Origin of the sequence: Duganella lactea, from assembly GCF_009857505.1 — a bacterium.
In the GTDB taxonomy this organism is placed as follows: Bacteria; Pseudomonadota; Gammaproteobacteria; order Burkholderiales; family Burkholderiaceae_D; genus Rugamonas; species Rugamonas lactea.
This window is the reverse complement of the sequence record NZ_WWCP01000016.1, coordinates 1-13,569: the sequence shown is the minus strand read 5'-3', so window position 1 is coordinate 13,569 and position 13,569 is coordinate 1. Positions and strand designations below refer to the sequence as shown.

Below are 13,569 nucleotides of genomic sequence, written 5' to 3'. Positions count from 1 at the left end.
ACCCATGCAAGGGGAAATTTTGTCGTTTAAGGCAATTTTTCTATTGACTTTGCAGAAGGCCTTTTACCACGTGCAATCCCGCGATCGCGCCCGCCAACGCGGGCTCATCCAGTGCCTTTTTATGCAGCAACTTCCGGTAGACCTCCCAGTCGAAACCGGGTCCGGGATCGGTTTTGCGGCCCGGCGCGATGTGCTCATGGCCTTGCACATCGGTCAACGGATAGTGCCGGCACAGCGCCATCGTCAGCGCCGCCAGCGTCGCGTATTGCGCCGCCTCGAACGGCAGGAAGTCGCAGCCTTCCAGCTCCACGCCGATCGAAAAGTCATTGCATTTTTCGCGCCCCCGGAAGCAAGAACGGCCCGCGTGCCAGGCGCGATCATTAGCAGAAACATACTGGATCAGGCGGCCGTCGCGGCGGATGAAAAAATGGCTGGAGACCTTCAATCCGCGCAGGTCGGCGAACGAGGGGTCAGCATTATAGTCGATCCGGCCGCTGAACAGGTCCGACACGTGCGGCCCGCCGAAGCGGCCCAGCGGCAGCGAGATGTTGTGCACCACCAGCAGCGTGATGTCGGCCGGGTCGGGCCGGGCGTCGTAATGCGGGCTGTCGTAGCGTTGCGCCGACGGCAGCCAGCCATCAAAAATACTCAAGCTTCGGGCTCCTGGATATTCAGTTTCTGCATCTGGTAGCGCAGCTGGCGGAAGCTGATGCCCAGCAGTTGCGCCGCTTGCGTGCGGTTGAACCGGGTCCGCGCCAGCGCGCGCAGAATAATCTCACGTTCCACCTGGTTCAGGTAGTCGGGCAGGCTGCTGGGCAGCGTGTCCGCTGCCGGCGATGACGGCGGCGGCAGGGACGCGGCGCCGCGCGCGCCCTTCAGCGACAGGTCGTCGACCTGGATCACGCCGCCGTTGGCGAAGGCCAGCGCCCGCTCCAGGATGTTTTCCAGCTCGCGCACATTGCCGGGGAAGGCGTAGCCGCTCAGCGCCTCCAGCACGCCCGGCCCCAGCGTGACCGGCTGGCCGGCGGCGCCCAGCCGGCCGAGGATGGCGGCGATCAGCAGCGGCAGGTCGTCCAGCCGGGCGCGCAGCGGCGGCACGCTCAGCTCGATCACATTCAGCCGGTAAAACAGATCCTGGCGAAAGCCGCCCTGCTCCACGCATTGCGCCAGGTTTTTGTGGGTCGCGCTGATCAGCCGCACATCGACCGGCTCCTCGGCGGTGGCGCCGAGCTTGCGCACGCGCCGCTCCTGGATGGCGCGCAGCAGCTTGACCTGCATCGCCAGCGGCAGGTCGGCCACCTCGTCGAGCATCAGCGTGCCGCCGTTGGCGGCCTGGAAGAAGCCGTCGCGCTCGTCGACGGCGCCGGTGAACGCGCCCTTGCGGTAGCCGAAGAACTCCGCTTCCATCAACGCCTCGGGGATGGCGCCGCAATTGACGGCGATGAAGGGTTGGGCCGCGCGCGCGCTTTGCGCGTGGATGTCGCGCGCCGCCAGTTCCTTGCCGCTGCCCGATTCGCCGTGGATGGCGATCGGCGCCATCGAGCGCGCCAGCCGGGCGATCTGCGCGCGCAGCGCCCGCATCACCGCCGAGTCGCCGTGCAGGCGACTGGCCGGCGGCGCGGCCGGCGCGCCGTGATCGAGTCGCAGCGCCGAGGCCACCATCAGCCGCAGCTGGTCCAGCGCCACCGGCTTGCAGACATAATCGAAGGCGCCGGCCTTGAGCGCGACCACCGCGTTGTCGGCGCTGCCGAAGGCGGTCAGCACCGCGACCGGCGTGTGCCGGCCGGCGGCGCCGGCCTCGCGCACCAGCTCCAGCCCCAAGCCATCGGGCAGACGCATATCGGTCAGCACCAGCTGGTAGTCGTGCGCGGCCAGCAGCGCGCGCGCGGCGGCCAGCGAGGCGGCGCTGTCGACGTCCAGCCCCATTTTGACCAGGGTCAGCTCCAGCAGCTCGCGCAGGTCTGCTTCATCATCGACGACAAGAACGCGCGGGGAACGAGCACTCATCCGGCAGCCTTTAAAGTGATTACGAACCGCCCGCTCAGCGACGGGCCATCGGCGCCGCCGTCGCTATTGAAACGATATTCATAATCGAGCCGCGCCTCGTTATTCAAGCACAATTCCCGCGCCAGATACAGCCCCAGCCCCAGCCCGGTGCCATTGCCGTTGCCGGCGGTGGTGTAAAACGGTTCAAACAGGTGGGCGCGCGCCTCGGGCGTGATGCCGGGACCGTCGTCCTGGACGTGCAGCTCCAGCCGCCGCGCCGTGTCGGCCACCACGCTGAGCCGGATCGACGCCGGCCCGCCGCTGGCGTAGCGCAGCGCGTTGCTCAGCAGGTTGAGCAGCACTTCGCGCAGGTGCAGCGCATCGAAACGCACCAGCGCGCCAGGCGCCACCGAGACGGCGATCAGGTCCGGCGCCAGGCCGTGGGTCTCGCTGAACTCGGCGCGCAGCGCGGCCAGAAAGCCGTCCAGCGCCAGCGGCTCGCTGGGGACCTGGGCCTTGCGCGACAGTTGCAGGATGTCCTCCACCATGCGGTTGACCCGCGCCACGTTGTCGCCGACGATGCTCAGCAGGCGCTGCGGCAACGGCGCGTCGACCTCCTCCGCCAGCAGCGCGGTGGCGTGGGCGATGGCCGACAGCGGATTGCGCACCTCGTGCGCGATGCTGGCGGTCAGCCGCCCCATCGACGCCAGCTTCAGCTGCTGCGCCTGGTGCTCGATATCGGTCATGTCCTGCAGGAAGATCACGCCGCGCTCGGCGCCCAGGCCTTGGGTCTCGGCGGCGGCGAAGCGCACCTTCAGGTACACCGCCAGGTCGCGCCGCGCGCGCCAGGCGGCGGTCACGCCTGCCAGCGCGGCGTCGTTGTAGGGGCGCAGCGTCAGCAAGGTGGTGGCGCGGCCGCTGTCGGCGCGCCAGTGGGCATAGGCTTGGGTCAGCGGCGCCAGCGCCACCGCCTCCGACAGGCTGAACGGCCGCGCCAGCTGTTCCAGCCCGGCCAGTCCCAACATCCGCTGGGCGGCGGGATTGCTGGCGTGGACCTGCCCCTGCGGATCAACCACCAGGATGCCATCGCCGATATTGGCCATCACCAGCCGGTTGACCGCCTGCTGCACGGCGATCTCGACGCCGCGACGGCTGGCCAGCGCCTCCTGCCCGATCAGCCTGGCCGCCAGGCGGTTGACCACCAGCACGGCGGCCAGCAGCACGGCGCCGTACAGGCCGGCAGACATGATGTCGCGCTCGCTGGTGTCGGCGAGCAGCAGATGCCAGGCGCTGTCGCCCAGCAGGAACAGCGACACCAGCGAGGCGCAGAACAGCGCCACCAGCAGCGGCGCCAGGATGGCCAGCCCGGCCAGCGGAAACAGATACAGGATGGCCAGCCCGCTGCGTATGCCGCCGCCGGCCAGGTACAGCAGCGAGATGATGGCCAGGTCGCAGGCGATCGGCGACAGCAGTTGCAGCATGAAGCGGCGCCGCACGAACAGCGCCGACAGCGCGAAGCCGATCGCCAACGCCAGGTAGAGCAGGCAGATCGACCGGTCAAGGCCGGCGCGGTTGCCAAGGCTGAGGTAGGCCAGCAACAGCAGCGCGATCACCACCCGGGTGGCGTTCAGCGTCTGCAGAGAACGCCAGAAGGTTGCGCGCGATGCGGCCGGGAGGGCTGGCGGGCGCGCGGGCATGACGCGCGGTGGACGTCAGGCGGACGGCAGGGCGGCATGCGCCGCGCTGCAATAGTCACGGCCGTTGGTCTGCACCGTTTCCGAGGCGGGATAGAAAACGCCGCAATGGGCGCATTGCAGCATCACTTCGGCGTCATTGGCCGCCTGGGCGGCGGCGCGCGCCTTGTAACCGGGTTGCGGTTGCGGCTGCGGCTGCGGTTGCGGCTGGGCCGCCGCCTGCTGTTGCTGGCGGAACTGGTCCTGATAGCGCTTTTGCGCCTGGCGGATCTTGCTGCGGATGGCAAAGATCACCAGCGCGGCCAATGCCAGCCACATTAAAAACTTCGTCATGCCCAACCCTTATGTAACACTACTTCCAAAACAAACCGGCTGCCGACATAGGCCAGCGCCAGCGTGGCAAACCCGGCCAGCGTGAAGCTCAGCGCGGTCTTGCCGCGCCAGCCGCGGAAACGGCGCCCGGCCAGCAACGCGGCGAACAGCACCCACGACAGCAAGGTGAACACCGACTTGTGATCCCATTTCAGCGCCTGGCCGAACAATTGTTCCGAGAACACGATGCCCGACAGCACGGTCAGGCTCAGCAAGGTGAAGCCAAAGCTTATCATGCGGAACAGCAGCTTTTCCATGGTCAGCAGCGCCGGCAACTGGTCCAGCGCGCCGGACAGGAAGGACTTTTTATCGCTGCGCGCGTGCAGCCGCGACTCCTGCAGCGCCATCAGCACCGCGTGGAACGCGGCCAGCGTCAGCGTGCTGTAGGCCATGGTGGCGACCGCGATATGCCAGCCGAACAGCGGCGACTTGCCCTCCAGCGGCACCAGGTTGCCGGGGAACGCCACCTGCAGCGCGGCCGCCAGCGCGGCGCTCGGCATGACCAGGCGGCGCAGGCCGTCCAGGCTGAAGTTACGGTTTTCCACCCAGTACGCGGCCACCGATACCCACAAGGCCGACGACAGCATGGCGGCAAAGCCGAAGCGCAGCTCGCCGGCGCCGGCGATCTCGAACCACAAGCCCAGCCCATGCAGCAGCCAGGCCGCCAGCGTCATGCCGGAAATCAGCCCGCCACGGCGCGATGGCAGGGCGGCGCACACGATGTACAGCACGATGGCTGCGATAAGAGAATAGATCTGCATCCGCGCAGTTTACACCATCGCCTCAGTCCACGGCGGCCATGCGCAGCTCATCGTGATGATGGCGTTGCTGTTCTTCCATCACCAGCTGGCCCAGTTCGCGTTTCAGGGCGTTGAACTCGGCGGCGGCCGGGTCGCGCAGCCGTGGCAGCGCCACCAGCAGGTCGCGCTTGACGGTGCCGGGGCGGTAGGTCATCACCACGATGCGGTCGGCCAGGTAGATCGCCTCCTCGATCGAATGGGTGACGAAGATGATGGTCTTCTTCAGCTCGGCCCAGATGCGCAGCAATTCGTCCTGCAGATTGCGGCGGGTCAGCGCGTCGAGCGCGCCGAAGGGCTCGTCCATCAGCATGATCGGCGAATCGAGCGCCAGCACGCGGGCGATCGCCACCCGCTGGCGCATGCCGCCCGACAAATCTTTCGGATAACGGTTGCGGAAGTCCTGCAAGGACAGCATGGTCAGCAGTTGATCCACCGTGGCGGCGATCTGCGCCTTCGGCTGGCCCTTGATCTGCAGGCCGAAGGCGACGTTCTCGGCCACCGTCATCCACGGGAACAGCGCGTATTCCTGGAACACCATGCCGCGCTCCGGACCGGGCGCGGTGACCAGCTGGCCCTCGGCGCGGATGCTGCCGGACGACGGCGGCGCGAAGCCGGCCACCGCGTTCAGCAAGGTCGACTTGCCGCAGCCCGACGGCCCCAGCAGGCAGACGAACTGGCCTTGTGGAATCTCCAGATTGATGTCCTTGAGCGCCACCACTTCCCGCTCGGCGGTCTGGAACACCTTGTTGACCTGCGCAATGAGGATATGCGTCATCAGTTCTCCAGTCCGCGGTGCCAGCGCAGCAGATAGTTATTCAGCTTGTTCATGCCGACGTCGATCGCCAGCCCGATCAGGCCGATGGTGATCATGCCGGCGATGATCTTGTCCGACCAGAAGTACTCGCGCGCCTCCAGGATGCGGAAGCCGAGGCCGTTGTTCACCGCCACCATCTCGGCCACGATCACGACGATGAAGGCGGTGCCGATGCCGATGCGCACGCCCGACAGGATGTAGGGCACCGCCGCCGGCAAAATCACGCGCGCAAACAGCGTGAAGCCGGACGCGCCGAGGTTGCGCGCGGCGCGGATATAAATGCCGTCCACCTGGCGCACGCCGGCGATGGTATTCATCAGCACCGGGAAGAAGGCGCCCAGCGCGATCAGAAACACCGCCGGCGGATTGCCCAGGCCGAACCACAGCATCGACAGCGGAATATAGGCGATCGGCGGAATCGGCCGCACCATCTGCACCAGCACATTGAACCAGTCGTACACGCGGTTGCTCATGCCCATGGCCAGACCGAGCGGCAGAGCCAGACCGCCGCCGATCAGGAAACCGACCACCACCCGGTACAGGCTACTGAGGGAATCGGTGATCAGCTCGCCGGACACGGCCCAGTGCAGCCAGCCGCCGGCCGCCGGGTCATACGGCTGCAGCGGCAACAGGTAGGCCATCCACTTCTCCGCCACCGCCAGCGGCGACGGCAACACCTGCGGATTGACCCAGCCCATCGTCGCCACCGTCTGCCACAGCGCCACCACCAGCGCCGGCAGCACCAGGCCGACGCCAAGCTGGCGCCAGGACGAGGTGGAAGCCATTATTTAACGCCCAGCGATTTCTTGGCCGCTTCCAGCAGATCGGTCTTGACCCAGTCCCTGGCCACCGGCGGCTTGCTCATGCGGCCGACGCCGGTCTTGACCATGACGTCGGTGGTGGTCTGGATGTGCTCGGGCGTGATGTCGTAGCTGTACGGCGAATTGCCGATGGCGTCGTCGAAATCGTCCTTGGTGATCTGGCCCTTGAACACCACCTCGCGCACGTATTTCTCGGCGATGGCCTGGTTGTCGATGAAGGTCTTGGTGGCCTGCACGAAACAGTTCATGAATTTTTCCGCCAGCGGCCGCTTCTCTTTATAGAACTTCTCGGTCATCACCATGGTGCGCACCGGCTCGCCGATCGGCGTATCGTAGGGCTTGAGCATTTCCGTGCCGAAGCCCTTGTTGATGGCCTGCGAGGATTGCGGCTCGGACTGCATCATGGCGTCGATCTGCTTGCCCAACAGCGCCTGGTTCAAATCGGCGTAGGCCAGCCACACCAGTTGCACATCCTTGCCCGGCTGGTCGGCGAAGGTCATGCCGTTCTGCTGCAGTTCGGCCAGCAGCAGCACCTCCTGGATGCCGCCGCGGGTGACGCCGACCTTCTTCCCTTTCAGGTCCTTGACGGTTTTGAGCTTGAGATCGGCGCGGCTGACCAGTTGCGCCCCGCCCTTGGCGAAGCCGGCCACCACATAAATCGGCGCGCCGCCGGCACGGCCGGAGATGGCCGCCTCGGAGGCGGTGGTGCCGACGTCCAGTTCGCCGGCGATGATGGCCTGCATCACATCCAGGCCCTTGGCGAACACCCGCTCCTCGACCTTGATGCCGCACTTGGGCGCGATCTCTTTTATATAGGAGACGGCGCCGTAATGGGCGAACTTCAGGTTACCCAGGCGGACCACTTCCTGGGCCTGAGCACTAGCGGCACTCAGCGAACCCAGTAGGACAGCACAGCAAAACGCTTTCAGCTTCATCCCCATCTCCTCTATTTGTGTCAATAAATCATACCAAGCACATGCCGGAATTCCTATCACGAGCCGCATCAATGTGATCACGGTCACACTCCCCCACCGACATAAGCGCTTAGTATGGCATTACTAAATCGCAAACATATTATTTTTTCACAACGGTGTCATAATGCTGACCTGTGGTACTCACTCGCCAACAGAAATTGCGTGCGTTGCAATACTTGCGGCGACTTTGACTGCATGCGGTGGCGACGACTCGGCCACACCGGCCGATCCGCTTCCCGCCCCCCTGCTGAGCATTAGTGGCAACAGCGGGCGCGCCATCGCAGGCGGCGCGGCGGTGACATTGACGGCGACGCCCTCGTACAGTTCCACGGTCAGTTCGGCGCTAGCCGCCGGCAACCCTGGCTCGCTATCGGCCAGCAGCGGCGCCAACACCTGCTACCAGCCGCCTGCCAGCGTGAGTGCGAACACCCAGATTACCATCACCGCCAGCGCAAACGGCGTCAACAAATCCTTCACGCTGCCCCTGTGCCCGGCCGACTACCCGCGGTTGGAACTACAAGCAGGCGATGATGGCGGCCTTGGCCGCATCGACGGCACCGGCACTGCGGCCCGGCTCAACGTGGTACACGGCTTTAGTAGCGATGCCAGCGGCAATCTCTACCTGGCCGAGGACGGTCCGGCCTTGCGCAAAGTGACGCCGGCTAGGGTCGTCACCACGCTACTGGCGACCACGCCCGGCTATGTCGATGGCACCAAAGGCACCGCAAAACTTAACACGCCAGGGAGCCCCGTCGCAGGCCCGGACGGCAGCGTGTATTTCACCGATACCGATGCCGCCATGGCCAACGGCGTCACGCACAAGGCGCTGATTCGTAAGCTGGCACCGGACGGCAGCATCAGCACCGTCGCCCAATTTACCTTGGCGCCATTCGACACTTTGCGTCTGGCGGCCGACAGCAAGCAGTTGTACGCCTATCAGCCGGAGCAAATCAGCACGGGATCGTTCGGCGGGGTCGTCGCCCCTCTGAGCGGCGTCTCCAGCGTCGACGGTGCCAATCTGGTGGCCGGTCTGAACAACACGCTTTACGCCCAGCACGACGGGCAGATCGATGCGATGCAGGCGGACGGCACCACCACGCCATTTGCCGGCAAAACGCCGCAGACGACAGGCGATGTGGACGGCGCCGGCAGCGCCGCGCACTTCACCAATCTGGCGCTGGGGAGTATCGATGCCGACGGCAACCTGTACGGCCGGGAGAGCGATGCCACCAGCGGCACCTGGCGCTCCACCGGGATCACCCCCGCAGGCGTCGTGACCAGCATCAGCGCGCTGCCGATCACGCCGGGCGTGATGTATGCCGCCGGTAATACATACAGCATCGACCAGGGCCTGGTGATGCGCACCACGCCGGCCGGCGCGACCAGCATCATCGCCGGTACCCCAGGCCGGAACCTCACTTACGGTGGCGATCTGCCTGGCTCGCTGGAGGGGCCATCGCACCTGACCAAGACCGGCCCCTACCGTTTCGCCCTGTTCTCGGGGAGGCCGTCATGCGCCTGTATGTGCCACACTAATTTCATTCACCTTAAGGAAGCATGATGAATACCAAGCACTTCACCACCCGCCGCACGCTGCTGACCGCCGCCGGGGCCTCTCTGGTGGCCAGCACCCTCAGCGCCTGCGGCGGCGGTGGCGGCTCGCCGACGCCGGCACCGCCGCCCCCCCCAACGCCAACGCCCCCCCCCGCGCAAACCATCGGCCTCAGCCTGTCTGGCAGCCAGATGCTGGGCAGCGCGCCGGTCAGCATCAGCGCCGCGCTGGGCGTGGCGGCGGACGTCAGTTGGGCACTGGCAGGCGGCAATCCGGGCGCCTTGTCGGCCAACAGCGGCGCCAGCGTCAGCTACACGCCGCCGGCCACACGCGTGAGCGCCATCACGCCGGTCACGGTGACCGCGTCCGCTTCCGGCATCAGCCAGAGCGTGCGTCTGGCGCTCTACCCGGATGCCGGCGCGCCTGGCCTGAGCCTGCTGGCAGGCTCGCTGGCCGGCCGCGCCATCATCGACGGTGTCGGCGCCGCCGCACGCTTCAACAACATCGTCGCGCTGGCAAACGACGGCAACGGCGCGGTACTGGTGGCCGATCTGGCCGGTGCCGCCGACGGCAGCACCTTCTATCCGAGCACCATCCGCCAGATCAGCGCCAGCGGTGCCGTTACCACGCTGTTCGCGCCGGCGCGCGGCCACGCGGACGGCAACGGCGCCGATGCGCGACTGGGCAAGGTGTCGGCCATGGCGGTGGCACCCGACAGCAGCATCTACCTGGTCGACTGGGCGGCCGACACCTACTACCTGCGCCGCCTGACCCGCGCGGGCGCGCTCAGCACCGTGGCCACGCTGAGTCCCCCGCTCACCTTCAGCAGCGCCCGGGTCGTGGTGGACGGCAATGGCGCCGTCACCGTACTGACCTCGCGCGCCGTGTACCGCGTCAACGGCGACACGCTGGCACTGGCGGCGGGATCGGAAACCGACTTCGCCGGCAGCGTGGATGACGCCGGCGTCGCCGCGCGCTTCACCGCCATCAGCGACGCGGTGGCGGCCGGCAACGGCGATATCTATGTGATCGACAACTTCAGCATCCGCAAGGTGGCCGCCAACAACAGCGTCAGCACGCTGGCTGGCGTGGCGACGGCCGCCTCGCCGAGCATCGCCCTTGACGGCGCCGGCAGCGCCGCGCGCTTCGGTCGACCGGTGTCGCTGGCGTTCAACACCGGCGGCCAGTTACTGGTGCTGGACCGCGAGGACGCCGGCCGCACCGGCTACCTGATCCGCCAGGTGAGCCTGGCCGGCGTGGTGACCACGCCTTACCGCGGTACCGACCCGAAGAACTTCAGCGCGCTGGGACCGGCCGGCACGGCAACCCCGAACCGGAGCCTGACGGTTACCAGCAACAACGCCATCGTCCTGGCCAGCACCGGCCAGTTGCAAACGCAATCCGACGCCAGCAGCGCCACCTTGCTGGCCGGCCTGGAAAACGACAGCGACGAACGCGTGGATGGCCAGGGTGCCGCCGCCCGCTTCGTCAATCCGGCCTATCTGGCGGCTGACCTGAGCGGCAACATCTACGTGGCGGAACGCGCCGGCGCCGTGAGCGGTCGCCTGCTCGAGCCCACGGGCCTGTGGCTGCGCAAGATCAGCGCCACCGGCCAGGTCAGCACCTTGGTCGCGGTCGCCAACCAATTGACCGTGACTGGCCTCGCCGCCGACGCCGACGGCAATGTGTATGTGTCGACGCGCTTCCCGCGGGCGACGCTGATCGGCGAAGCCCCGGGCGGCTACATCCACAAAGTCAGCCCGCAGGGTGTGGTCGCCGAGTTTGCCGGCGGCAAACCGATGCAACAGCCGGCACCGGTGGATGGCGCTGGCGCCGAAGCCTCGTTTACCGGGCCGACGCTGGAGGGCATCGACAGCAGCGGCAATTTGTACGTCACCGACGTCAATCGCTGGGCCACGCCGGCCGCCACCGTCCTCCGCAAAGTCACTCCGCAGGGCGTGGTCAGCACCATCAGCGCGCTGCCGGCGGGGCTGAACAAAGCGCCCGATGGCAACTTTTACAGCGCCGACGCTGCAAGCTCGGTGCTCTACCGCCTCGACGCTAACGGCATCAAGACCGTGGTGGCAGGCGTGGCCGGGCAGCGCGGCACCCGTCTGGGCACACTGCCTGGCGGTATGGACGCGCCGCCAGCGATGATCGCGACCGGCCCGGACAGCTTTGCCGTGATCTCTGGCGCCGCTGTGCTACGGCTGGTGCTACCGCACTAAGACTAGCCGGCCAACGCCACCACCGGCGTCCGCCTGGCGGTCCTGGTGGGCGGCACGAGGCCGAACAACAGGCCGGTGACCACGAGGCCGGCCCCGCGCATACCGGCGGCGGCGTCAGCAACGACGACACAATACCTTGCCCGAACAACAGATGCCGCCACCAAAAATTATATTTTTTAGCAACACATCAAATACATGAACGGTGGAGCGATGCGGTAAAATGGCGGCCATTGTCCGGCCGTGCGGCCGGCACCAACACCAACTAACCGATCACCATGCTAGATAATCTGACTCAACGCCTCGCCAAGGTCGTCAAGACCATGCGCGGCGAGGCCCGCCTGACCGAAACCAACACCGCCGAGATGCTGCGCGAAGTGCGCATGGCGCTGCTGGAGGCCGACGTCGCGCTGCCGGCCGTGCGCGACTTCATCGCCCGCGTCAAAGAAAAAGCCCTCGGCGAGGAAGTGATTTCCTCGCTGTCGCCGGGCCAGGCGCTGGTCGGCGTGGTGCAGCGCGAGCTGGCCGCGCTGATGGGCGCCGACCTCGGCCCGGAAGCGGCGCAGCTGAGCTTTGCGCAGCAGCCGCCCGCCATCATCCTGATGGCCGGTCTGCAGGGTGTGGGTAAAACCACCACCGTCGGCAAGCTGGCCAAGTACCTGAAGGAAGAGAAGAAAAAGAAAGTGCTGACCGTCTCGGCCGACGTCTACCGTCCTGCCGCGATCGCCCAGCTGCAATCGGTGACCGGCCAGGTCGGCGCCGACTTCTTCCCGTCCACCGCGCAGGACAAGCCGGTCGACATCGCGCTGGCCGCGCTGGACTGGGCCAAGAAGCACTACCACGACGTGCTGATCATCGACACCGCCGGCCGTCTGGGCGTCGATGAGGAAATGATGAAAGAGATCGCCGCCGTGCACGGCGCGGTCAAGCCGGTGGAAACGCTGTTCGTGGTCGACGCCATGCTGGGCCAGGACGCCATCAACACCGCCAAGGCCTTCAACGACGCGCTGCCGCTGACCGGCATCGTGCTGACCAAGCTGGACGGCGACTCGCGCGGCGGCGCGGCGCTGTCGGTGCGCCACATCACCGGCAAGCCGATCAAGTTCGCCGGCGTGTCGGAAAAGCTCGACGGTCTGGAAGCGTTCGATCCGACCCGCATGGCCAACCGCGTGCTGGGCATGGGCGACATCCTGGCGCTGGTGGAAGAGGCGCGCAAGGGCGTCGACGCCAAGGCCGCCGCCGACCTGGCCAACAAGGTCAAGTCGGGTGGCAAATTTGACATGAACGACTTCAAGGCGCAGCTGGGCCAGATGAAGAAAATGGGCGGCATGGCCAGCCTGGTCGACAAGCTGCCGGCGCAGTTCCAGCAGGCGGCCGGCAACGCCAACATGGACCAGGCCGACAAGCAGGTGCGCCGCATGGTCGGCATCATCGACTCGATGACGCCGGCCGAGCGCGCCAAGCCGGAGCTGATCAAAGCCACCCGCAAGCGCCGCATCGCCGCCGGCGCCGGCGTGCAGGTACAGGAAGTGAACCGCATGCTGAACCAGTTCGAGCAGATGCAGACGATGATGAAAAAGCTGTCCGGTGGCGGCATGATGAAGATGATGCGCTCGATGAAGGGCATGATGCCGGGCATGCGCTAAGCCGCCCGCGACCGCATGGAAAAGCGCGTCAGATCACGTAAACATAGGTTTAGCCCCGTGTTGACGTGGTGTTTCCGGAAAAAAACGCGAAAAACACTTGCGCACCGGTTAAATCCCCACCAATATTAGCCGGTGCGATCAATTGCGCAATTTTCTATGTGTTCGTTAAGGAGGCTCGAATATGGCAACAGCCAAAAAAGCAGCACCAGCTAAGAAACCGGCGGCAAAGCCTGCCGCGAAGAAAGCAGCAGCACACGTCAAAGCAGCAGCCAAACCCGTTGCAAAAAAAGAGCCGGCCGTGCGCAAGCCGAACGCCGCCTTCATGAAAGAATTGACGCCATCCGCCTCCCTGGCTGCCGTCGTCGGCGCCGCGCCCCTGCCGCGCACCGAAGTGACCAAGAAAGTGTGGGACTACATCAAGAAGTACGATCTGCAAGATCCGGCCAACCGTCGCAACATCAACGCCGACGACAAGCTGAAAGCCGTCTTCGGCGGCAAAGCCCAAGTTTCGATGTTCGAAATGACCAAGCTCATTTCCGACCACCTGAAATAAAAAATACGGTGTCAGATACCGTCTTGAATGGCAAGCTTTTTCGATAAGTATTTGGGGTCGAAAGGCTTGCCAGTACGGATGACACCGTAAATCAGATGCGTCAGTTTGTGAACGACAGCACTGATCACCGCT

Annotated in this window: 12 protein-coding genes; 4 read left to right on the top strand and 8 right to left on the bottom strand. The window is 65.9% G+C overall.

Annotated elements, in window-relative coordinates; translation table 11 throughout:
* Nucleotides 1–40: 40 nt before the first annotated feature.
* Genes ampD through GTP44_RS14300 form a run of 8 tightly spaced genes read right to left on the bottom strand, consistent with a single transcriptional unit; the run spans nt 41 to nt 7,422 of the window.
* Entirely contained in the window at nt 41–652 is a 612-nt protein-coding gene (ampD, locus tag GTP44_RS14335) for a 1,6-anhydro-N-acetylmuramyl-L-alanine amidase AmpD (protein WP_161019961.1), read from the bottom strand.
* Entirely contained in the window at nt 649–2,007 is a 1,359-nt protein-coding gene (locus tag GTP44_RS14330; RefSeq protein ID WP_161019960.1) for a sigma-54-dependent transcriptional regulator, read from the bottom strand. Before GTP44_RS14330 ends, ampD begins: the two co-directional genes overlap by 4 nt.
* Nucleotides 2,004–3,683 (bottom strand): sensor histidine kinase, encoded by a 1,680-nt coding sequence (locus GTP44_RS14325; protein ID WP_161019959.1) that lies wholly within the window; start codon nt 3,681–3,683, stop codon nt 2,004–2,006. The genes GTP44_RS14330 and GTP44_RS14325 overlap by 4 nt, the downstream gene beginning before the upstream one ends.
* A gap of 15 nt (nt 3,684–3,698) precedes the next feature.
* Nucleotides 3,699–4,013 (bottom strand): PP0621 family protein, encoded by a 315-nt coding sequence (locus GTP44_RS14320; protein WP_161019958.1) that lies wholly within the window; start codon nt 4,011–4,013, stop codon nt 3,699–3,701.
* Entirely contained in the window at nt 4,010–4,813 is an 804-nt protein-coding gene (locus GTP44_RS14315) for a cytochrome C assembly family protein (RefSeq protein ID WP_160992868.1), read from the bottom strand. The genes GTP44_RS14320 and GTP44_RS14315 overlap by 4 nt, the downstream gene beginning before the upstream one ends.
* A gap of 22 nt (nt 4,814–4,835) precedes the next feature.
* Nucleotides 4,836–5,627 carry an ABC transporter ATP-binding protein gene (locus GTP44_RS14310; RefSeq protein WP_161019957.1) on the bottom strand — a complete coding sequence of 264 codons (792 nt, stop codon included), beginning with the start codon at nt 5,625–5,627 and terminating at the stop codon, nt 4,836–4,838.
* Complete coding sequence (locus tag GTP44_RS14305; RefSeq protein WP_161019956.1) at nt 5,627–6,451, bottom strand: ABC transporter permease; 825 nt, start codon at nt 6,449–6,451, stop codon at nt 5,627–5,629. The genes GTP44_RS14310 and GTP44_RS14305 overlap by 1 nt, the downstream gene beginning before the upstream one ends.
* Nucleotides 6,451–7,422, bottom strand: a complete 972-nt coding sequence (locus GTP44_RS14300) for an ABC transporter substrate-binding protein (RefSeq protein WP_161019955.1) — start codon at nt 7,420–7,422, stop codon at nt 6,451–6,453. The genes GTP44_RS14305 and GTP44_RS14300 overlap by 1 nt, the downstream gene beginning before the upstream one ends.
* Nucleotides 7,423–7,648: 226 nt before the next feature.
* On the opposite strand from GTP44_RS14300, the gene GTP44_RS14295 reads away from it, so the two are divergent.
* From GTP44_RS14295 to GTP44_RS14280, 4 genes are all read left to right on the top strand, one after another.
* Nucleotides 7,649–9,022, top strand: coding sequence for an NHL repeat-containing protein (locus tag GTP44_RS14295; RefSeq protein ID WP_161019954.1), 1,374 nt, complete (start codon nt 7,649–7,651; stop codon nt 9,020–9,022).
* The gene (locus GTP44_RS14290; RefSeq protein WP_161019953.1) at nt 9,019–11,241 is read left to right on the top strand and encodes an NHL repeat-containing protein; all 2,223 of its coding nucleotides are present in this window, start codon (nt 9,019–9,021) and stop codon (nt 11,239–11,241) included. Before GTP44_RS14295 ends, GTP44_RS14290 begins: the two co-directional genes overlap by 4 nt.
* Nucleotides 11,242–11,516: 275 nt before the next feature.
* Nucleotides 11,517–12,884 carry a signal recognition particle protein gene (gene ffh / locus GTP44_RS14285; protein WP_160992862.1) on the top strand — a complete coding sequence of 456 codons (1,368 nt, stop codon included), beginning with the start codon at nt 11,517–11,519 and terminating at the stop codon, nt 12,882–12,884.
* A gap of 181 nt (nt 12,885–13,065) precedes the next feature.
* Nucleotides 13,066–13,437, top strand: a complete 372-nt coding sequence (locus GTP44_RS14280; protein ID WP_161019952.1) for an SWIB/MDM2 domain-containing protein — start codon at nt 13,066–13,068, stop codon at nt 13,435–13,437.
* The last annotated feature ends 132 nt before the right edge of the window (nt 13,438–13,569 follow it).